Below are 21288 nucleotides of genomic sequence, written 5' to 3'. Positions count from 1 at the left end.
TTTTTGGATGGCTTTTACCTTTCTTATGGCTTGCGTTGATATGTCCAGTGTCGATTATGATTTGAGTTCTCAGGGAATCGATCCCCTGCTTTCAGCTTAATTTTTTTAGGATTCATGATATTGCTTCCCGTCTCACCAATTTCAATATAAATACCGTTATTTGGAGCTTTCTGACCTGCACGGAATTGATGACTTTGTCCCATATAAAAACCCCCTTTTTATTGTTCACTTTCTATTATTTCCACTCTATCGTTGAACATAAATGTAAGTTTTCCCACATCTACCTAGTCTTATTTATTCTTTACAGTTAAAGGTATTGTATAGTTAAATGAAAAGGTATGAAATTTTGTTATTGGGGGATACATAAGTGGAAGAATTCTACCTATTGTTAAAATATTTAGTCTTAGGACTATTCCAAGGGTTTACTGAACCGATTCCAATTTCTTCAAGCGGTCATTTAGAAATTGCAGAATATTTTTTGAAGCTTAAAATTGAAGGGATGAGCTTTGCTCTTCTTGTAAATACAGCTTCCTTACTTGCCGTGTTACTAATTTACCGCGAAGACATATTGCGATTAATTCGAAATGGCTTAAGCTATATTGCGACGAAAGATGAAAAAGCTAAAGCAGATTTTCGCTTTATTATTTACTTAATTGTGGGAACTATTCCTGCAGGTGTAATTGGCATTCTCTTCGAAGATTTTATTGATAAGCATTTAGCACGCATTGAAACGGTTGGGGTTACATTATTAATTACCGGACTCGCTCTTTGGCTCATCCGCAATATGAGAGGGCGGAAAAATGACGCAGAGCTAACTTTCAAGGATGCAATCATAGTAGGGGTTGCTCAAGCAATTGCATTAATCCCTGGGATTAGTCGCTCAGGTGCGACAATTGTTGCTGCAATGGGACTCGGTATGAAACAAGAAACTGCTCTTCGTTACTCATTTCTTCTTTATATTCCCGTTAGTGCAGGAGGAATGATACTAGGATTTTCCGATATAATAAGTGATCCTACCATTAAAGAATTAGCCATCCCTTATACATTGGCATTTATCGCATCCCTTGTTACCTCTTACTTCTCACTTAAATGGTTTATGAATTTAATGGCAAAGGGGAATTTGGTTTATTTCTCCATCTACTGTTTTATTGCTGGAACTCTTGTATTAATTTTTGCTTAATGGGTTTGTCTTGTTCTCAGATGATAGATGTAAATAAGTTCATACAAACGGGATTGAGGACATATTCTCTGTCCCGTTTGTCGTTTATCTTGAATCATGTGTAGGTAGGGGTTGCTAACTGCTTAAAATCTCTGCAAGTAATGCCTTTTGGACATGTAATCGATTTTCTGCTTGTTGGAAAACGACCGAATGTTCTCCATCAATAACCTCACTTGTCACTTCTTCACCGCGATGAGCAGGTAAGCAATGTAAAAAGATATAATCTTGACTAGCCTCCTTAAGAAGAGTTGTATTAACTTGATAATTCACAAAATCCATTAGCCTTTTTTCATTTTCTTGCTCTTGTCCCATACTCGTCCATACATCTGTATAGATAACGTCAGCTCCTTTAACTGCTTCAAATGGATCATGATGTAACATTACTCTTCCTCCACTCTTGGCTGCAAGCAATTGAGCAAACTTTGTAATACTAGGTTGTGGTTCATATCCTGGTGGCGTCACAATTTCCATAGTGATCCCCATGCTGGCTGCTCCAAGCATTAAGGAGTTTGCTACATTATTTCCATCTCCTACATACACTAGCTTTACACCTTTTAATTGGCCCTTTTGCTCTTTTATAGTGAGAAGGTCCGCAAGGGCTTGGCAAGGATGATATAAATCCGTAAGTCCATTTATTATGGGGATTGATGCATGCAGGGACAATTCTTCAACAGTTTGATGTGAAAAAGTTCGAATCATAATTGCATCTACATAGCTAGATAACACTTTCGCTGTGTCTGCTATCGTTTCACCTCTACCTAATTGGAGGTCTTGACCATTTAAATATAATGCATGGCCACCGAGCTGTAGCGTTCCTGCTTCAAATGAAACCCTTGTTCTAGTTGATGGTTTATCAAATATCATTCCGACTATTTTCCCTTGCAAAAGGTGTGTCCCATCTTCCTTATTCGTTTTCATCTGTTCTGCTTTATCTAAAATGAATTGAATTTGCTCACTTGAAAGCTCTGATAATGTGAGGATACTCTTTCCCTTTAAGCTGCTATTCTTTTTTTGGGTAGCAGAAATCATCACAGATTCACTCCTTTTCGAATTAATTTGTGCCAATCTTCTATTGATTTTACTTCCCATGAATTTCGTGCTAAAGAATAAAGGAAGGCAAGCAGGCTTTCTTCTTCCGTAAAAATTGGGATTCTTTTTTGCATCGCATTCATTCGTTCATTTTGGTCTTGTTTTGTTTGGTATGGATTGTAATAGGCTAATAGCTGTTTATTCTTTACATCCATATCAAGAAAAGAGACACATGTAATGGCAATGCCTAAACGCGTTAATTCTTGTAGGATTTTCCCTTCCTGAGGAAACTGGCGACATATTAAGATTGGATGATCCATTTGATTCTTTTGCCATACGGAAAAGCGCTTTCCTAAAGCTTCTTTCAAGGTTACGCCAATAGAAATTCCTTCACCCGTTGATTTCATTTCAGGGCCACCTTTCATATCTAATCCGGTTAATGCAAAATGTGAAAACACTGGATATTTAACGCAAACGAAAGGATATGACTGGTCATGAACCATTTCTTTCCCATTCGACAAGGAATATTTCCCAAGCAATATTTTTGTCGCAATTTGTACTAATGGAATTCCAGTTATTTTACTCACAATCGGTACCGTTCTACTTGCTCGTGGGTTTACTTCCAATACATAAACTTCATTCTTTTCAATAATAAATTGAATATTCATTAACCCTTTGTATTTAAGGGCAAGTGCAATTTTTCTACTGTAAGAAATCATTTTTTCTTTGATATCATTAGTGAAGCTCTGTGCAGGTAATATGGTCATACTATCTCCAGAATGAACACCAGTTCCTTCAATATGCTCCATAAGAACGGGTAGTAATATTTCTTCTCCATCTGAAACAAGATCAATTTCTGCTTCTTTCCCCTTATGAAAAACATCGATTAATAGTGGAAAAGATCGTTCAGTTTCCATTAAGTAGACTTTTAACTCTTCTAAGGTTTGAATGATTTCCATCCCTTTCCCGCCAATAACATAAGAGGGGCGAATAAGTACTGGAAAACCGATTCTTTCACTTATTTGCAAAGCTTCCTTTGGTGAATGAGCCATTTCCCCCATTACACGGGGAATTTGTAGTTGATCTAATAATTGATAGAATAGATGACGATCTTCCAAAGTAGCTATCGTTGATGAGCTAGTTCCTAATAGATTTGCTCCAGTCTGTTCAAGTTCTTGCGCAAGGTTTAATGCTGTTTGTCCGCCTAGTTGAACAACTACATCTTTCACTCCCTCTGCATCCATCACATCTAAAATTGACTCTAATTGGAGCGGCTCGAAGTATAAACGATCCGCTACAGAAAAATCAGTACTTACCGTTTCAGGGTTATTGTTGATTAATATCGTCTCAATTCCTTCTTCCTTTAGAGCGTAAACTCCATGAACAGAACAGTAATCAAATTCAATTCCTTGACCAATTCGTATCGGCCCACTTCCGATTATGAGTACTTTTTTCCTTGCTGATGGTATCTGTTCATTTTCACCAAAGTAACTTGAGTAATAATAATTCGAGTAAGACGGAAATTCCGCGGCACATGTATCCACCATTTTATAAATTGGGGTAATTCGCAGTTCTTTCCTTTTCAACCGAACCTGATCCTCAGTCACTCCCCATTCGGAGGCTAGGAATGAATCACTAAACCCCTTTTCTTTATACTGTTGCAACTCTTTCGCTGTAATGGAATCAATAGTTGTTTTGCACACTGATTGCTCAAGCTTGATTAAACGAACGAAGCACTTTAGGAAAAAAGGATCGATGTTTGTTTGTTCATGTAATATGTCTACACTCATTTCTCTTCTTATGAGCTCAAATATCGAAAATAATCGTTCATCTGTTCCTTGTTTGATTTGCTTTAATAACTGATCCGTTGGGATGTTAGCTAATTTGGGTAGAAAAAGGTCATCTATTTCCAGCTCCAAAGATTGTATTCCTTTTAGAAACGCTCTTTCTAAATTACGATCAATCGCCATCACTTCTCCTGTTGCCTTCATCTGTGTTCCCAGCTTTCGGTCAATGGTTGGGAATTTGTCAAATGGCCATTTGGGAATTTTGACAACAACATAATCTAGAGCAGGTTCAAAACTAACAAATGTCGTTTTGGTGACGGGATTCACAATTTCTCTCAATAAGTATCCTACCGAAAGCTTTGCTGCGATGCTTGCAATCGGATAACCAGTCGCCTTAGAGGCTAATGCAGATGATCGACTGACCCTCGGATTTACTTCAATCAAATAATATTGGGAACTAGTTGGATCTAAAGCGAATTGAACATTACAGCCTCCAATGATTTCTAGTTCAGAAACAATTTTAAGCGCAGATGTTCGAAGCATTTGATATTCTTGATCTGTTAGCGTTTGAGAAGGTGCCACAACAATTGAATCCCCTGTGTGTATTCCTACTGGGTCCACATTTTCCATATTACAAATGGAAATACAAGTATTCTCCACATCTCGAATTACTTCATATTCTACTTCTTTAAAACCGGCTATACTTTGTTCGATTAAGCATTGGTGAATCGGACTCTCACTAAGACCTTTATTTACTAGATTGATAAGATCTATTTGCGTTTCTGCTATTCCCCCACCAGCCCCCCCTAACGTATAAGCTGGTCTGACGATTACAGGGAATCCAATTCTTTCGGCAAATTGGATGGCTTCATTTGAATGATGGACCACTTGACTTTCAGGAACTGGCTCCCCTATTTCCACCATCAATTTTCGAAATGCTTGTCGGTCTTCACCTTTTTGGATGGCCTCTATCTTGCTCCCCAATAGCTTGACACCATATTTTTTTAAGACTCCACTTTTATTTAGTTGAAAAGCTAAATTCAGCCCTGTCTGACCACCTACCGTAGCTAGTAAACCATCTGGTCTTTCCTTATAAATGATTTTCTCTAAAGCCTCTTCTGTCAAAGGTTCAAAATATACGTGATCGGCATGTTTTGAATCTGTCATGATGGTAGCAGGATTATTATTAACAAGAATTACTTTATAGCCCTCTTCTTTTAGAGCAATACATGCTTGTGTCCCTGCATAATCAAACTCAGCAGCCTGCCCAATTATGATTGGACCAGATCCAATCACTAGAATTTTGGTAATTGATGTATCTTTAGGCATAATGAACGTTTCTCCCTTTGCTTTCTTTTATTAATTGAAGAAATTCTTCAAAGATAAAGCCACCTTCTTCTGGTCCTGGATGTGCTTCTGGATGAAATTGAACTGACAAGATCGGGTAGGATTCATGCATTAAACCCTCTATAGAGTCATCATGCAGATTAATAAACCTTGGTTTTAGCTGAGTTTGATTAAGACTCTCTTCCTTTACGACAAAACTGTGATTTTGTGAAGACATGAGTACTTTATTTGTTACAAAATCATATACAGGCTGATTCGCTCCTCTGTGACCAAATGGTAATTTCTCAGTATCTCCACCAAGTGCCAGTGCAATCAACTGGTGACCTAAGCAAATCCCAAGTGAAGGATAGTGCATGATTAATTGTTTAATCTTTGGAAGAAGACTCATAAGCTCCTTAGGATCACCTGGACCATTGGAAAGGACAATACCATCAGGATGAAGAGCTTCCAATTCTTCTATAGCAAAGTATGGTATGACAGTTACTCGGCATTTTTTTTGCAAAAGCGATGTTACAATCGATTTTTTACTTCCAAAATCAATTAATACAACGTGTTGATTCCCTTCTCCATACGAAAGAGCTTTCTTCGTTGCCACTTTTTCTACTTTTAGTTCCCCTTGTTGGATGAGCCCTACTCTGGATAGACATGACGTAGAAGATAACACAGCTTTCATCGTCCCGATACTTCGAATATTTTTTACTACTGACCTCGTATCGATATGAGCCAACACAGGGATATTCCATGATTTTAAATATTCTACCAAGCTCTTATTTGCTTGGTAATGGGATGGTTCTTTTGCTATTTCATATAGAACTACTCCTGCCACTTGAGGTTTGGTGCTCTCATCATCGAATCTATTTATTCCGTAGTTACCAATGAGTGGATAAGTAAATACAATTATCTGATCTTTATATGAGGGATCCGTAAGTACTTCTTGGTAACCAGTCATTCCAGTATAAAAAACAATTTCACCAACTGCCTCAGTTAATGGTCTTCCCGTCATCCAAACTCCAGTATATTGATTTCCGCTTTCCAAATGTAAGTAGCCTTCCAAAGTCTGCACCTCTCTTTATTGTATAAATATTATATTATTTTTATAATTATTCATTTTTATCCAAAAAAAATATATAATCTCTTGGTTAGTATGGTTGTATTGGATGACGCTCACCAATTTCGATTGCAGAAAGAATGTGGGTAATTCGAGAAACTGCTTGATCCATCTCTTCTTTGCTAGCTGTCAATGGTGGAAGTAATCGGATTACCTTTTCACCTGCCGGTAGAACTAACAGGTTATAATTTTGCAATTCTTTTATATATGCTTGCGCTTTATGGTTCAATTCAATACCAATTATCATTCCCATTCCTCTTACATCTCTAACAAGTGAGGTTTGACTCAAGTCTCTCTGCAAATTTCCGATTAAATAAGCTCCTTTTTCTTTAACTATTTGAAGAAAATCTCTTTTAAACACTTCATCCATTGTAGCAATTGCAGCTGCAATAGAAATCGGGTTCCCGCCAAAGGTAGAACCATGACTTCCAGGGCCAAAAACTGAAGCAAGGTGACTTTTCCCAATTACTGCTCCAATAGGAAACCCACTTGCCAATCCTTTGGCTACTGTAACGATATCAGGGTTAATTTGAAAATGCTGATAAGCAAAATTCTCTCCTGTTCTCCCTATGCCGGTTTGTATTTCATCAATGATCAAGAGTGCACCATATTGCTTACACAGTCTTTCTACTCCTTTTAGAAAGTCCTGAGTTCCAACATACACTCCCCCTTCTCCTTGAACTACTTCTATCATAACAGCTGCAATCGAATAATCCATAATCGAAGATATATATTCTAGATCATTGAATGGAGCATGGATAAAGGTATCTAGCAAAGGCCCATATCCTTCCTTAATTTTTTCCTGTCCCGTTGCGGACATTGCTGCAAAGGTTCTTCCATGAAAGGATTGGTGGAACGTTATAACTTTCGACTTACCCGTTGCTTTTCTTGCCAGTTTAATAGCTGCCTCATTCGCCTCAGCACCACTGTTAGAGAAAAACACATAGTCTAATCCACTTGCATTTGCAAGCTTCAAAGCAGCAAGCTCCTGTGAAGAACTTTCATATAAGTTTGAGACATGCCAAAACTGATTAAGCTGCTTTTCAACAGCCTTTTTTACACTGGGTGGCTTGTGCCCTAAATTACAAACACCAATTCCCGAGGTAAAGTCTAAATATTGTGTTCCATCCTTACTCTTTAAGTAGCTGCCCCAAGCTTCAATGGGCTCTATTTCCCAGCGAAGGTAGGTTGAGAACAAATGACTCATTTGTTGATCACTTCTTTCTTACTAATTTTAGTCCCACTCCAGTTATCAGCTTTAAAAAAAGCTTCCTTTCCAGAAACAATTCTGACATGTTCAAGACCACTCCCTAATGCAACCAAAGCTGATTGAACCTTCGGAACCATTCCCCCAGTTATTTTCCCTTCATTTATGAACTTTCCAATTTCCACTTCATCTACATGTGTAAGAGGTTTATCGTTCATACATATACCAGGAACATTTGTTACGAACACACATTGCTCTACACCTAGGGCACTAGCTAGAGCAGCTGCAGCGTAATCTGCATTAATATTTAATGTAACCCCTTTGTCTGTCATCCCAATTGGTGTAATCACGGGATTGATTCCTTCAGCTAATAATGAAAGAATATGACTTGCTTCAACCTCTAGAATCTTCCCTACGAAGCCATATTTTTGTTTATTAATGAAATCCGCTTGCAACAAATTTAAATCTGAACCATGGACACCGATACTCTTTATGCCATTTTCTGCTAATGCGTGGACGAGTTTTCGGTTGGTTCTTCCAGCTAGTGTCATTTCAATTAAACTCATCATTTCTTCTGTAGTTACTCTTAATCCATCTTCAAATTGATTCGCACATTGATAGTGTTCAAGAATCTGGTCAATGTCTGGGCCACCTCCATGAACAAAAAGCAATTGATAAGACTTCTTAATAAGCTCATGTATGCTATGGAAAAAAGAAGGAGTTAACTCTTCAAGCACATTTCCTCCTATTTTAAAAAGGATCCGCTTCAATTTTATTCCCCCTTATGTTCGATAGCTTGCATTTATCTTGACATAATCATATGAGAGGTCGCAGCCCCAAGCTCTTCCTATCCCTTCTCCTTCATGTAAATCAACAATTATTTCGATTGTATCCTGTAATAAATAGGCTCTTGCTTCTTCTTCTGAAAAATGGAGAGGCTCACTCTTCTTTAGCATCTGGATAGTCCCAATTGATATATCAACTGATTGAGTACTAATTTTCACATCACTCTGGCCAATGGCACCGATGATTCTCCCCCAGTTTGCATCTGAACCATAGATAGCGGTTTTGACGAGATTAGAACCAATAATTTGTTTTGCTATCACCCTAGCATCTTCATTTGTCTTGGCACCTTTTACGCAAACTTCTACTAATTTAGTTGCCCCTTCTCCATCCCTTGCGATTTGCTTTGCTAAGTTCTCACATGTACATGTTAATAGTTCTATAAAATTCATCCAATCTGGATGATCCTCAGTCAGGCTAGTTTGATTGGCTTTCCCATTTGCCATGACAAGTACCATATCATTTGTAGATGTATCTCCATCTACAGTAATTTGGTTAAATGTATGTTCAGTTGCTTGTTTAAGAGCCAAGTGTAATGCGGAAGAGGTAATATTAACATCTGTTGTAATAAAAGCTAGCATGGTTGCCATAGAAGGATGGATCATACCAGACCCCTTTGCCGCTCCTCCCATAACAACTTTTCCCCCTTCAATCTCAACCGAATAGCTGCATTTCTTCATAACAGTGTCTGTCGTTAAGATGGCGGTTTGGAATGCTTCTGCTTGGTTCTCCGTACGTTCAGGAGTTAGACTTAATATTCCTTTTTTCACTTTTTCCATCGGTAAATATTCACCAATTACTCCAGTTGAAGCGACAGCCACCTGATGTTCGATAAGATTAAAAGCAGCTGCTGTCTGACGCCTCATTTCATATGCATCCTTCATCCCTCGTTCTCCTGTACAGGCATTCGCACAAGCACTGTTTACTACAACTGCTTGTAATACTCCACCTTCCTTCAAACTCTCTTGTGTAACTTTAAGAGGAGCTGCTTGAAATTGATTCGTTGTAAAAACAGCAGCACTATTTGCAGGTACATCACTGATAATAATTCCAAGGTCTTTCTTAGAGTATCGTAACCCCGCATGTATTCCTGCTGCTTTGAACCCTTTTGGACTTAAGATATCTCCATTTACTATTTCTTTAACAGCAGATGCTACTTTCATTACATTCAACTATATTCCCTCCTTATGGGTAAACCGGGATCGAATGAAGCCCTTCTGATTCTTGTATACCAAAGAGTAAATTTGCATTTTGAACCGCTTGACCTGCTGCACCCTTCATTAAATTGTCTATGACAGAAACAATAACCAATCTTCCAGTTCTCCTATCTACACTAAGTCCGATATCACAAAAATTCGAAGCACGTACTTCCTTAATGCTAGGAAAAACACCCATCGGCTTAATCCGGATAAATGGTTGCTGCTTATACATTTGTTGATATAATTCTATAATCTGCTCGGTAGGGTATTCTTCCTTGAGCTGTACGTAGATCGTTGTCATGATTCCTCGAGTGATGGGCAATAAATGGGTGTTAAAGGTGATAGTTGATATGGATTGGTTCCATTCTTGAAGTTGTTGTTCAATTTCCGGAATATGCTGATGTTCATTCACTTTATATATTCTAAAATTTTCATTCATTTCCGAATAGCTAGTTTCAATTGCTGCTTTTCTTCCAGCACCTGATACTCCAGATTTTGCATCAATAATAATACTTCCAGGATCAATTAATCCGTGTTTTACTACTGGGGCTAATCCAAGAAGGCTAGCCGTAGGATAACAGCCTGGATTCGCAATCCATTTAGCTGATTGAATCTGTTGTTTATTCCATTCTGGTAAACCATAAACAGCTTCAGCTATTAGTTCTTTTTTTGCAGGAGGTTTTTTATACCATTGTTCATATTCCTTATCGTTTTTTAATCGTAAATCTCCAGATAAATCAATAATTGGAACGTGATAAGTCGAAAACTCTTGGGCTAAATGTTTCGATACTCCTGAGGGAGTAGCTAAAAATATTAGATCTGCTTGTTCTGAGATGAGGTTTGGTTCGATTCTCTCCAAATTTGAATGAATGATCTGAAATAAATGAGGATACACCTGACTGATTAGGGTTTCTTCTCGAGAAGTATGTATTGATTGCAATGAAAATTCATTGTGCTGGTTTATTAGTCTTATGAGTTCAACCCCACTATAGCCTGATGCACCAATTATAGATACCTTCATTTATCAACTTCCCTTCGCTTTATTATGCATAAATAAACAAGTAATTTTATATTTATAACTTTTAGTTCCTCCTATTATAAGAATACTTTTATATTAAATCAACATATTTTTCCTTGTTTTTGTTTATCTTTTATTTCGTTTACAATATAATGATAGTAAATAAGTCTGAGGTTGACTGTATACCGATTTTCATTTTAAATCAGTAGTAGCGATTATTTCGCCTCAAAAAGGTGGTTAGAAAATGCAGTCATTTACAGAAATTTCATCGGAGTTAAAAGAGTTAATTCAAACCGTTCACCACACTCGAAAAGTAGAAAAAGGAACATTTCTTTTTCAAGAAGGAATGAGTGCTAATGAGCTTTATCTTGTTAATAGTGGTATCATTTATATAAGCAAAATCATTCCAGATGGCCGTGAACTTACTCTTCGTATGTGTAAGGCAGGAGATTTGATTGGAGAGCTTTCTCTTTTTTGCCCCACCCCGAAGTTTATGTTGAATGCAAAAGTGGTTGAAAATGGAGAAGTATCCGTCATACTAAAGAATGAGCTCGAGGAAAAGCTTGAACAAAATAGTACATTGGCTTTGGAATTCATGCGATGGCTAAGCCTTCAGCATCGAAAAACCCAAACGAAATTTCGTGATCTAGTACTCCATGGAAAAAAAGGTGCGCTATATTCTACATTAATACGATTATCTAATAGCTTCGGCAAAGAAACTGAGGAAGGAATGGTCATCCATTTACCTCTAACAAACCAAGAATTGGCTAATTTTTGTGGCACTTCACGCGAAGTGGTCAATCGCTTACTAAGCGAACTACGAAAGAACGACATCGTATCAATTGATAAAGGGATTATTACGATTCATGATCTAGAACATTTAAAACAAGAGATAGATTGTGAGAATTGTCCAATTGAAATTTGTAATATTGAATAAAGACGAACGTTCGTTATACAGAAAAAAGTCGATTGCAAAGAAATCGACTTTTTTTGTGTTCATAACATTCATTTGATCTATTTCCTTACTTCTGTACAATCCAAAAAAATATTATGATAAAAAATAATACGGCATTTACGATTTCTAATATGCCAACTTTCTTTACAGAATAATTTTTTCCATAAAAGTAAATCGCCCGACCTAAACTAGGAAGGAATGCAAATGCGATGAGCCATTCACCTGCGAACAGAAAACTACAAACAGCGGCTAGATGGTATCCCCAAGAAACCCATTTGTAAGTAGTGCTTTTCTTTTCGCGAATCATCGTTTTTACATAGAAGGTACTTCCCATAAAGAAAATGATAGATGTGATAAATACCATCCATGCTTGTTTTGAAACCTCTCCACCACCCAAAAAGCTACTAGCTAAACCAGCGATGCTAAATACGACAACGGCACTCATATCATTCAATAATGCCCGATCTCTATTTCGACTCGAAAAATAGGAATTTAAAAGAAAAAATGGAACCATTGCAAACCCAAAATATGCTATTCCTGGCCTTGTCCATAAAGGGATAAGTAATAGTATGAGAGCCGGCAACAAATAGATCAATGTCCATTTTGTATAAAAAGGGATTTTTTTCTTTTTAAATAAAAGCAGCATCGGGTATGTCGCTAAATACAATAATAACCATCCCAAAAAGAACGGAATATGCTGCCATATGATCGTACTTGCAACCGCCCCTAACCAAAATGGTATGATCAGCATTGCCCATGCCCCATGCTGCTTTGGTAAAAATAATTTCAATGTTATCACTCCCTCATCATCCTAGTTTCACTATATAGAAAATGCCTTCAGAAGTAAGTGAAGCATATCACAAGTTAACATATGAAATATAAGAGAAGGTAAAATTGATTCAGGTCAATCTCATACATGAAATACCTAGGTTGAATGATACCTTATATATCTTGAGCGAACACTTTTCAACCGGGATAAAAATTAGATATTATGAGCGAATTACCACCTTCCACGTAAAAAACAATGGAACAATAGCTTAGTGCGCCTTTGCGAGGCTAAGGCAAGCATAAAACAGTTTAGAATAGAAGGTCTTTGCCATCCATTTTAAATTGACTTACGACCCCTTAAGTGTTAAGTGATGGAGCGGGATGCCGACCTACTTATCAACAAGTGTCAATTTTCTACTTTCTTAAGCAACAAAAAAACCGCCAAAGGCGGTTTACTGGAAATTTCGCTGAGCTAGTCGCTTCTTTATATATCGGTGTGGTTTAAATATATAGTAAACATACTTTGTTAATGACACAACTAGGATAAAGGTCAACAATAGAATTAAGTGAATACGTGATAGAATAGAAATGCTCTCAATCACTTCCATATTAGGTTTTAACTGTATCAAGCTAACTACCCAATAAAATAGATCCACAGGTTCATTCGCCATGCTATAAAAGAAAATTACAGCTATTCCTGATAAAAAGCTGAGAATTAATAATCCTCCAGCAGTCTTCTTAAGCATCCGACTTCCTATAGAATCTGGTAATTGATCGTCCTGCCATCTTGTTAAGTCATATTGCCATACAAGTCCCATCCCCAAAATGGCAATAACTGTGTAAGGATAAATCATCCATAATATGATATGGAGCATTTCCATTCAATTGACACCACCTATATTTAAACAAACATCATTTCCCCTTAATGCCATCCTACCAGCACCCTCAAGGAATAGCAGTGACAAAAGTTACGAATTTGACAATTTTATTAACATTTTTTAAATCTTTTTTGAACAAACACCTAATTAGTCATATAATCTCTAACCCAATTAAGAAAGTCAGGATCGCCACGATAAAAAATTGGAACATTCGCTTTTTCTTTTAGAACCCCTAAAAGGTTGCGGTCTAATGTGATATATGCTCTTATCTCAGATAATTGTGACAGACTAGCATAATCATCAATACTTCGGAGCAATACAGCCTTTGAATAAGAAGCCATTTTATGCCCTTCAATAAAAATAACATCTGGCTTTAAATATGAAAGCCAAGCAATTTGCTGTTCAAGGGGCCAAGCGTCTAATTCAGCCTGAATTAACACCCTTCCGTCTCCCTCTACTAAAGAAGCCATCGCACCTGATTGCATGTGCTGGCTCGAGTCTTTTTCTTCGAATACAGTAGGCTTGCCACCGTGACCATGATGTTTTATCGTCACAACTTTTTTACCATCTGTTGTACAAATATCAACCATTCTTTTTAAAAGGGTTGTCTTGCCGCTATTTTGATACCCAACAAGTTGAAATATGATTGGTTTTACCATGGCCATTCACTTCCAACATCATCCTCCAGTATTAGAACCTCTACCTCCGTTCCTGCTTCGAAGCCCCGTGTCCCACCTGGTAAAAGCATAAGAGAATTCGCTCCTGCTAAGCTCATCACAATATTCGATTTATCTAATCCGCTAGGTGAGACTACTAGCTTCCCATTTGATACAGATAGGATACTCCGTACAAATCTAGTAAACGGATTCGCTTTTTTGAAATCAACCTGTAAGATAGCTTTCTCTTTACGCAAGTGAGGGTTTTCTGAAAAAAGCATTTTTCGAATAACTGGCCTTGAGAATAATTCAAATCCCACATAACAAGCGGATGGATTTCCAGAAAGTCCAAATAAAAGCTTTCCTTCTAATTGTGCAACGGTTGTGACACTTCCAGGCCGCATCGCCACCTTATTAAATAATACCTCTGCTCCTAATTTTTCATAAATTGCTGGTAAATAGTCAAAGTCACCTACTGAAACTCCACCCGTTGTGATCAGCATATCTACTTCCGAAATTGCTTTGTTAACTGCTTCAAAGCATGTATCAAAATCATCAGGAAGTTTACCAAAATAGTGAACGTCAGCACCTACTCGTTCAATTTGAGCAGCAATCATATATGAATTGCTATTGCGGATTTTTCCAGGTACTAGTGAATCGTGAACATCTAGAAGTTCTGTGCCTGTAGCGAAAAGACCAACTCTTGGCTTTTTAGCAACTGATACCTCAGCATATCCAAAAGTCGCTAGCATTGCTTGAATACCTGGATTAACCTTTGTTCCTTTTTTAACCAGGACTTCTCCTTCTTTAGCATCTTCACCACGGTATGATACATTATCCCCTTTATTGTACCTTCTCTTTATTGTCATATATTTTTTACCGTTATGCTCTTCTTCTTTTGTCAATTCAAGCATAACCACACAATCGCTTCCTGCAGGCATTTGTGCTCCTGTCATTATGCGAACTGCTTGGCGTTCATTAATTGTCTTATCGGTTACATGCCCTGCACCAATATGATCAATGACTTCAAACGTAACAGGATTTTGCTGACTTGCCTCGTTTGTATCCATTGATCGTACAGCAAATCCATCATATGGAGCACGATCAAAATGAGGAACATCACTTGTAGCCATTAAATCCTCAGATAGAAAGCGACTATAGCTTTCCTGTATCGTTACCTTTTCTATCTCGCCTGTGATTGAATATTGCATAACTCGTTGAACAGCCTCTCCAATCGGAATGGGCTTTCTTCTCTCTACCATTTCATCAGCTCCTATGTACATGCGGGCTTATTTTTTTTAGACTCTTTTTAGAACTTGAGTCAAAATTATTTCTCCTATTATTATAACTGTACAAAAAGCGACCCAACATGACAAACATCACAGCTCTAAATTGACATAGAAACTCCTTTTTCTTTTAGCTTAGCAATACCGCTTTCTAGTTTATCATCCACTACTGCAGCTGCTTGAATATGTTCATTGATCAAACGCTTCGTTTTTTCAAAAATCTCTTCCGTTTGCTTCATCTCATCTAGCGCTTGAAAGCAGCTTTGATTTTGGAAATAAATAAGCTCACGAACGTCATCAACCTGAATTCGCACTTTGCGAATCACTTGATCAATTACATCTATCTTCTCGACCGTTTGCTTCCCTAATTCCATTCCTGTTTGTACGATTGAAGAGCATACTTCGGTACTTCTAACTGTAGTATCAATGTCCCGTTGGAATCCCTTTGTTAATTTGGTTATCCCTTCTATACTGGAGGCAGTTTCCTCTGCCAAATCCCTTACTTTTGAAGCAACGATCGAAAACCCCTTTCCATGTTCTCCAGCTCTTGCTGCTTCTATTGAGGCATTTAACGCCAGTAAATTTGTTTGTTCAGCTATTCCCTTTATGATTTGGACAATCTCATCGATTTGATTGGATTGTGTTCTTACCGATTTAACCAGTTTCATATTCTGCTTCATTTCTACTCCAAGGTTACTTATTAGTTCTCCCATCCTCTTCACTATCGATTGACCTTCTTCCCCTTGAATAGCCATATTATTCGCTAATGATATTAGCTCTTCTCCTTTCTGATTCATGTGGTTAGCACTTTCTGAAGAAGCTGTTATTTCCATCCTCGTTTTTTCTACGTGTTTTTTAATAGTTGTAACTAAGTCTCCCAGTATATGATGCTGTCCATTTACAGTTTCATGCTGTTCAATCGCCATTATGAGTTCTTCTTGAAAGCGATTGACGAAACTCACTTGTTCAATTTCTTTATTATTCAAAGATTCTCTTAACCTCAAATTTTCTTCTATTAATTGATCTCTTTCTTCTAATATTTTCATATAAGTGTTTTGTCTAATAAACATCTATATACACCTCAACCTTTTTCCCTAAATATATCAACATATATTTTTTACAGTTATGAGATAAATCACATATACCAATGCAGTGATTTCCCTTTAATAAATGAATGTTAACTCTCCGTAAGGTAAAAATTCGATGTAAGTGTGATACGCATCACCAACATTCTGTTGGAAATTTATTATTCTTATAGTGTAAACCAATCCATTTGAAGGAGGATCCACATCCTATGAACACGATGCCATTCTCTGAAATCACTTACGTCAAAGATATAGTAAACGAAGCACCAAAAACGAGTGATGTTTTTAAACGCCATCGTATTGATTTTTGTTGCGGAGGTAATACCCCTTTAAAAAGCGCTGCCGCTGAAAAAGGAGTTAACCTTGCTAGCTTAATGGAAGAACTGCAGGAAGTATATTCACAATCCCAAAATCAAAAGGATGATTTAGAGGTTTGGACCAACTCATCTTCTAATGAAATTATCGAGCATATAATAGATCATTATCATCGTCCGTTAGAAGAAGAATTAAAAAATCTCAGTCCTTATGTAACGAAGGTAGCACGAGTTCACGGAGAGAGGAGACCTGAGCTCGTTCGAATTCACGATCTATTTTACGAATTGAAGGAAGAGCTACTAGAGCATACATTTAAAGAAGAAAGTGATGTATTCCCATTGCTTAAACAGCTTGATGATGTACAAGTTGAAGAACGCAATAACATGATGAAGGGAATTAAAGAGCTTGAAAAAGAGCATGATCATGCTGGAAGTATTTTGAAGGAGCTACGTGAGATTACTACAGACTTTGAGCCACCACTAGATGCTTGTGGAACTTATCGACTAGTTTTTAAAAGATTAGAGAATCTTGAACAACATACATTCATGCATATTCATTTAGAAAACAACATTCTGTTCCCGCGTTATTTTGAAGATTAAATCAAATTAAATAAACACTTTTTATTCTTATTTCTCAACTAAAAACGAGCAGAAACTTTACATTTATGATAGCAGATTCACGACAAAGGCAGTGAGAATCCCTCTCACTGCCTTTTGTGATATTTTTGATGGGAGTGGCGTTTGAAGGGGTGATTTCCATTATAAGATGCTTTGCTTTCCGAAGGGCGAGCGGTGAACCTCTACAGGGACTAAAGTGCTTTCAGGGTCTCAACTCTCCAGCTAATCCCGCATGTGTTTCGCATCCTTCCGCTCCCAACTGTCCGAATTCGAATGAAGAAGGTATTCTTACCTGGTTTATATCAGCAGTCTTTTAAGAATAACCTAAAACAAAAACAACTGTAGACGAACTCCATTGATTAGAGTTCGTCTACAGTCCGCCCGCTTATTATTTATCCACCAATATAAGACATTTCAATTTTTTTTCGGTTTTTTGCGGTTTCTTCCGACCTTTCATCGGAATAACGATCTTTCCGGCCATTCCATATTTGCATAATATGCTGTTTAATTTCTTCATTTGATACGCCACTTCTCATATAATCTCGAAGATCATGACCATTACCATTAAACAAGCATGTATATAATTGTCCATTGGCCGATAAGCGCATGCGTGTACAGCTAGAACAGAATGATTCTGAAACGGAAGGGATAAAACCAACATCCACATCAGTGCCCTCATAGCGATACCGCTTCGCCACTTCGCCAAAATAATCAGGATCTACAGGCTCTAGGAGATAATGCTCCTTTAACAACTCATAAATTTCTTTCTTCGTCACTACATCATCCATTTTCCAGCCGTTTGTACTGCCAACATCCATAAATTCTATAAACCTTAATTGTAATTCATTATCTTTACAAAACTTAGCCATTGAAACGATTTCAGTATCGTTTAAACCTTTTTTCACAACCATATTTATTTTGACACCTAGTCCTGCTGATTGAGCAGCTTTTATCCCTTCAACAATCGGCTGAACACCTACACCTCTACCATTAATATCACCAAATAGCTCATCATTTAGGCTATCTAAGCTGATGTTTACTCTTTTTAGACCTGCCTCCTTGAGAGCTTTTGCATGCTTAGGTAGAAGAACACCATTCGTTGTTAATCCAATATCCTCTAAACCTTCGATATTTGATAGCATGTTAACAAGCACTGGAAGATCCTTTCTCATCAGAGGCTCTCCACCTGTTAAACGAATCTTTTCTACTCCTAGTCCTACAAAGATTCGCCCAACTCTTTCTATTTCTTCATAGGATAATAGTTCACTTTTCGGAAGAAATTGAAAATCAGGTCCGAAAATATCTGCAGGCATACAATATTTACATCGAAAGTTACATCGATCAATCACCGATATCCGTAAATCTCTTAATGGTCTATTTAATTGGTCTTTTATGATTTGTTTCGTCATTAGCGTCAACCCCAACTATAAGAGTGCATAATCTCATCGTAACAATACTATGAAGAAAAAGATGTTAACAATCTCACACTATTCATCCATTTGCTTTCTTATTCTTATTACAACATAAAACTATTACCTATAGTTAAAAATAGCACTATTTGTCATGATGTTGTCAAGATTGAAAAGGCTATAGGTAAACTCAATAGACTTCGAGTTTGTCTATAGCCTTCTCAAGAAAAACCCACTTGGCGTTTTTTTACTAACACTTCACTTCAGCATTTTTTCTGCCATAATAATACCAACAGATAACTAAGCTAATGGCGTAATAACCTAAGAATAAGTACAATGCTAAATTGGCAGACCCTGTAGTATTGATGGACCAACCAAAGAGCTTTGGAATCAAGAATGCCCCATAAGCTGCAATCGCTGCCGTGAACCCTAATACTGGAGCTGCTAACTTGGCTTTTCCTCCTTCAAAAATATACGGAATCATACGGAATGTTGAACCATTGGCAATACCTGTTGCAAAAAATAATAGGATAAACATTGAGAGAAATCCAGTGAAATGATGGATGTTTAAGAAATAAATAACCCCGATGGTTGCAGCAATCATTAACAGTATATCAATCAAAGTGACCTTTGCACCGCTTCCAACTTTATCAGAAATCCACCCACCAACCGGACGGAATGCAGCACCTACTAGAGGTCCTAAAAAGGCAAGTCCAGCTGCTCCAGCTTCTGGAAACTCTGACTTGATTAATAACGGAAATGCTGCCGCATATCCAATAAAAGAACCGAAACACATCGTATAGAGCCAGCTCATAACCCAAGTATGCTTCTCCTTAAACATGGCTGACTGCTCCTTAAAGGATTGCTTTGTGCCAGGAAGATTATCCATTCCAAAAAACGAGATAATCGTGACAATTACAATTGGAATGACCCAAACAAAAGCTGCATTTTGAATAAAAATCTCTGATCCGTCTGGTAGTTTTTTGGCTCCTCCTGTTAGCATCCCTAGCCAAGGCACACTAATGATGATTGGTGTTACAAATTGAACAATACTGACTCCGATATTTCCTAACCCTGCATTTATACCGTTCGCTGTCCCCTTTTCTTTTTTTGGAAAGAATGGGCTTATATTTGCCATCGATGAGGAGAAATTTCCTCCTCCAATTCCACATAATGCGGCTAATAATGCCATTGTAAAGAAGGATGTTTCTGGATTTTGAACTGCAATTCCAATTCCAATTGCAGGGATTAGAAGCGCTCCAGTACTAATAACTGTCCAATTTCTCCCTCCAACGATTCCCGGCATAAATGTAAAGAAGATTCGAAAGGTTGCACCTACAAGTCCTGGTAATGCAGCAAGTGTAAATAATTCACTTGCTGTAAATTCAAAGCCTACATCATTTAATCGTACAGCTGTTACCGACCAAATTTGCCACACAATAAAGGCAAGCATTAAGGCAAAAACAGATATCCATAAATTTCTCTTTGCGTGTTTTTTCCCTTCTGCCTCCCAGTAATGAGAATCTTCAGGATTCCAATTCGTGATTCTAGCCATCTTCATCAAACCTCCAACCTGTGTTATTTGAAAATAAGCATGCTATTTGCATTTATCGTAAAGAAAAGGAGGATTTCAAGATGTGAAGTTCTTCACATCCCTTTATAAGTTCAAAAAGTATTCACAAACAAAACTTGAACCACCATTCAAACATGAACATATTGTTAAACTATTGGAAACCTTATTGACACTCTTTTCTCTATAATTCATGCTACAAATAGACGTACTATTTAGTAGCGAAAATTAATAATGATTAAAGGGTGATGCTTTGTGGTTGAAAAAATGAAAGCAACACATTCGATACAAATTAAAGAATTGCTCAGGTTTGCTGATCGAACCTTTCAAGTTGAAAAAGGTTCCTTTCTATTTCAAGAAGGAATGGAGGCCGTTGAGCTTTATATCATTCTTTCTGGAAAAGTACAAATTAGTAAAATGACGACAGATGGAAGAGAACTCTCCCTTCGCATTTGTGGAGAAAATGATATTTGCGGAGAATTAACGCTCTTTACCGAAAAGCCTAAATACCTATTAAGTGCAAAAGTGATTGATCGTGCTGAAATCATAGCCATTAAGAAAGATGTGATAGAGAAAGAGATCTTTCAAAATAGCAGCTTAGCTTTTGAGTTTATGAAATGGATGAGTGATCATTTTCGAAAAACACAAACCAAATTCCGTGATCTAGTCTTAAATGGGAAGAAAGGTGCATTATTTTCCACTCTCATCCGCATGACCAATAGTTATGGAGTTGAAGTTCAAGACGGCATCTTAATCGATCTACCGCTAACCAATCAAGAGCTTGCCAATTTCTGTGGTACCTCAAGAGAGAGTGCGAATCGGATATTAAACGATCTAAAAAAAGATCGTATTCTTTCAATTAACAAAGGTAAAATTGTTATTCATGACCTGCAATTTTTAAAGGATGAAATTGGATGCGAGAATTGCCCTGCTGTATATTGTAGTATCGAATAAATGTAGGAAAGAATGAGACCATTAGCTTCTATTCGCTA

Annotated in this window: 19 protein-coding genes; 4 read left to right on the top strand and 15 right to left on the bottom strand. The window is 37.3% G+C overall.

All coding sequences use genetic code 11. The annotated features are described in order from the left end of the window. Nucleotides 1-23: 23 nt before the first annotated feature. On the bottom strand, nt 24-203 hold the full coding sequence (locus tag LS684_RS06035; protein WP_233810714.1) for a YjzC family protein: 180 nt from the start codon (nt 201-203) through the stop codon (nt 24-26). 164 nt (nt 204-367) lie between these two features. Here LS684_RS06035 and LS684_RS06030 point away from each other — a divergent pair, with 164 nt between their 5' ends. After that, nucleotides 368-1180, top strand: a complete 813-nt coding sequence (locus LS684_RS06030) for an undecaprenyl-diphosphate phosphatase (protein ID WP_233810713.1) — start codon at nt 368-370, stop codon at nt 1178-1180. A gap of 114 nt (nt 1181-1294) precedes the next feature. Here LS684_RS06030 and argF read toward each other — a convergent pair whose 3' ends face one another. From argF to argC, 7 genes are all read right to left on the bottom strand, one after another. Then, complete coding sequence (gene argF / locus LS684_RS06025) at nt 1295-2248, bottom strand: ornithine carbamoyltransferase (protein WP_233810712.1); 954 nt, start codon at nt 2246-2248, stop codon at nt 1295-1297. Further along, nucleotides 2248-5364 (bottom strand): carbamoyl-phosphate synthase (glutamine-hydrolyzing) large subunit, encoded by a 3117-nt coding sequence (gene carB, locus LS684_RS06020; protein ID WP_233810711.1) that lies wholly within the window; start codon nt 5362-5364, stop codon nt 2248-2250. The genes argF and carB overlap by 1 nt, the downstream gene beginning before the upstream one ends. Continuing rightward, nucleotides 5357-6436, bottom strand: coding sequence for a carbamoyl phosphate synthase small subunit (locus LS684_RS06015; RefSeq protein ID WP_233810710.1), 1080 nt, complete (start codon nt 6434-6436; stop codon nt 5357-5359). Before LS684_RS06015 ends, carB begins: the two co-directional genes overlap by 8 nt. 85 nt (nt 6437-6521) lie before the next feature. After that, nucleotides 6522-7697, bottom strand: coding sequence for an acetylornithine transaminase (gene argD, locus LS684_RS06010; RefSeq protein ID WP_233810709.1), 1176 nt, complete (start codon nt 7695-7697; stop codon nt 6522-6524). Next, the gene (gene argB / locus LS684_RS06005) at nt 7694-8467 is read right to left on the bottom strand and encodes an acetylglutamate kinase (RefSeq protein WP_233810708.1); all 774 of its coding nucleotides are present in this window, start codon (nt 8465-8467) and stop codon (nt 7694-7696) included. The genes argD and argB overlap by 4 nt, the downstream gene beginning before the upstream one ends. 12 nt (nt 8468-8479) lie before the next feature. Beyond that, a complete protein-coding gene (gene argJ / locus LS684_RS06000; RefSeq protein ID WP_432418798.1) occupies nt 8480-9712 on the bottom strand; it encodes a bifunctional ornithine acetyltransferase/N-acetylglutamate synthase in 1233 nt (410 codons plus the stop codon). Between the two features lie 13 nt (nt 9713-9725). Further along, nucleotides 9726-10760 (bottom strand): N-acetyl-gamma-glutamyl-phosphate reductase, encoded by a 1035-nt coding sequence (gene argC, locus LS684_RS05995; protein WP_233810707.1) that lies wholly within the window; start codon nt 10758-10760, stop codon nt 9726-9728. Between the two features lie 241 nt (nt 10761-11001). On the opposite strand from argC, the gene LS684_RS05990 reads away from it, so the two are divergent. Then, entirely contained in the window at nt 11002-11694 is a 693-nt protein-coding gene (locus LS684_RS05990) for a Crp/Fnr family transcriptional regulator (RefSeq protein WP_233810706.1), read from the top strand. Nucleotides 11695-11779: 85 nt separating this feature from the next. Here the strand turns inward: LS684_RS05990 and LS684_RS05985 are convergent, their stop codons facing one another. The 5 genes from LS684_RS05985 to LS684_RS05965 all read right to left on the bottom strand — a co-directional run bounded on the left by LS684_RS05985 (nt 11780) and on the right by LS684_RS05965 (nt 16370). Beyond that, complete coding sequence (locus LS684_RS05985; protein ID WP_233810705.1) at nt 11780-12502, bottom strand: YwiC-like family protein; 723 nt, start codon at nt 12500-12502, stop codon at nt 11780-11782. A 430-nt stretch (nt 12503-12932) separates the two neighbouring features. Further along, on the bottom strand, nt 12933-13361 hold the full coding sequence (locus LS684_RS05980) for a respiratory nitrate reductase subunit gamma (protein ID WP_233810704.1): 429 nt from the start codon (nt 13359-13361) through the stop codon (nt 12933-12935). 140 nt (nt 13362-13501) lie between these two features. Beyond that, nucleotides 13502-14017: a molybdopterin-guanine dinucleotide biosynthesis protein B gene (gene mobB / locus LS684_RS05975; protein WP_233810703.1), complete on the bottom strand. Its 516-nt coding sequence runs from the start codon at nt 14015-14017 to the stop codon at nt 13502-13504. Further along, a complete protein-coding gene (locus LS684_RS05970) occupies nt 14011-15276 on the bottom strand; it encodes a molybdopterin molybdotransferase MoeA (RefSeq protein WP_233810702.1) in 1266 nt (421 codons plus the stop codon). The genes mobB and LS684_RS05970 overlap by 7 nt, the downstream gene beginning before the upstream one ends. Before the next feature lie 125 nt (nt 15277-15401). Continuing rightward, the gene (locus tag LS684_RS05965; protein WP_233810701.1) at nt 15402-16370 is read right to left on the bottom strand and encodes a methyl-accepting chemotaxis protein; all 969 of its coding nucleotides are present in this window, start codon (nt 16368-16370) and stop codon (nt 15402-15404) included. Between the two features lie 224 nt (nt 16371-16594). On the opposite strand from LS684_RS05965, the gene ric reads away from it, so the two are divergent. Next, nucleotides 16595-17299: an iron-sulfur cluster repair di-iron protein gene (gene ric / locus LS684_RS05960; RefSeq protein ID WP_233810700.1), complete on the top strand. Its 705-nt coding sequence runs from the start codon at nt 16595-16597 to the stop codon at nt 17297-17299. A 410-nt stretch (nt 17300-17709) separates the two neighbouring features. Here ric and moaA read toward each other — a convergent pair whose 3' ends face one another. Both moaA and LS684_RS05950 read right to left on the bottom strand, forming a co-directional pair. After that, nucleotides 17710-18726: a GTP 3',8-cyclase MoaA gene (moaA, locus tag LS684_RS05955; RefSeq protein WP_233810699.1), complete on the bottom strand. Its 1017-nt coding sequence runs from the start codon at nt 18724-18726 to the stop codon at nt 17710-17712. A 250-nt stretch (nt 18727-18976) separates the two neighbouring features. Then, on the bottom strand, nt 18977-20281 hold the full coding sequence (locus LS684_RS05950; RefSeq protein ID WP_233810698.1) for an MFS transporter: 1305 nt from the start codon (nt 20279-20281) through the stop codon (nt 18977-18979). A gap of 282 nt (nt 20282-20563) precedes the next feature. On the opposite strand from LS684_RS05950, the gene LS684_RS05945 reads away from it, so the two are divergent. Then, nucleotides 20564-21250, top strand: coding sequence for a Crp/Fnr family transcriptional regulator (locus tag LS684_RS05945; protein ID WP_233811554.1), 687 nt, complete (start codon nt 20564-20566; stop codon nt 21248-21250). Nucleotides 21251-21288: the final 38 nt, after the last annotated feature.

The sequence above is a fragment of the Cytobacillus spongiae genome, assembly GCF_021390075.1.
The sequence above is the reverse complement of the archived record's forward strand: the minus strand, read 5'-3'. Positions and strand labels throughout refer to the sequence as shown.

Coding starts and splice junctions, on each gene's coding strand:
- LS684_RS05950 (WP_233810698.1), bottom strand. CDS start 20,281: ATGGCTAGAATCACGAATTGGAATCCTGAAGATTCTCATTACTGGGAG.
- argD (WP_233810709.1), bottom strand. CDS start 7,697: ATGAGTCATTTGTTCTCAACCTACCTTCGCTGGGAAATAGAGCCCATT.
- carB (WP_233810711.1), bottom strand. CDS start 5,364: ATGCCTAAAGATACATCAATTACCAAAATTCTAGTGATTGGATCTGGT.
- mobB (WP_233810703.1), bottom strand. CDS start 14,017: ATGGTAAAACCAATCATATTTCAACTTGTTGGGTATCAAAATAGCGGC.
- argF (WP_233810712.1), bottom strand. CDS start 2,248: ATGATTTCTGCTACCCAAAAAAAGAATAGCAGCTTAAAGGGAAAGAGT.
- argC (WP_233810707.1), bottom strand. CDS start 10,760: ATGAAGGTATCTATAATTGGTGCATCAGGCTATAGTGGGGTTGAACTC.
- LS684_RS06035 (WP_233810714.1), bottom strand. CDS start 203: ATGGGACAAAGTCATCAATTCCGTGCAGGTCAGAAAGCTCCAAATAAC.
- LS684_RS05990 (WP_233810706.1), top strand. CDS start 11,002: ATGCAGTCATTTACAGAAATTTCATCGGAGTTAAAAGAGTTAATTCAA.
- ric (WP_233810700.1), top strand. CDS start 16,595: ATGAACACGATGCCATTCTCTGAAATCACTTACGTCAAAGATATAGTA.
- LS684_RS05980 (WP_233810704.1), bottom strand. CDS start 13,361: ATGGAAATGCTCCATATCATATTATGGATGATTTATCCTTACACAGTT.
- LS684_RS05970 (WP_233810702.1), bottom strand. CDS start 15,276: ATGGTAGAGAGAAGAAAGCCCATTCCGATTGGAGAGGCTGTTCAACGA.
- moaA (WP_233810699.1), bottom strand. CDS start 18,726: ATGACGAAACAAATCATAAAAGACCAATTAAATAGACCATTAAGAGAT.
- LS684_RS05965 (WP_233810701.1), bottom strand. CDS start 16,370: ATGTTTATTAGACAAAACACTTATATGAAAATATTAGAAGAAAGAGAT.
- LS684_RS05945 (WP_233811554.1), top strand. CDS start 20,564: ATGAAAGCAACACATTCGATACAAATTAAAGAATTGCTCAGGTTTGCT.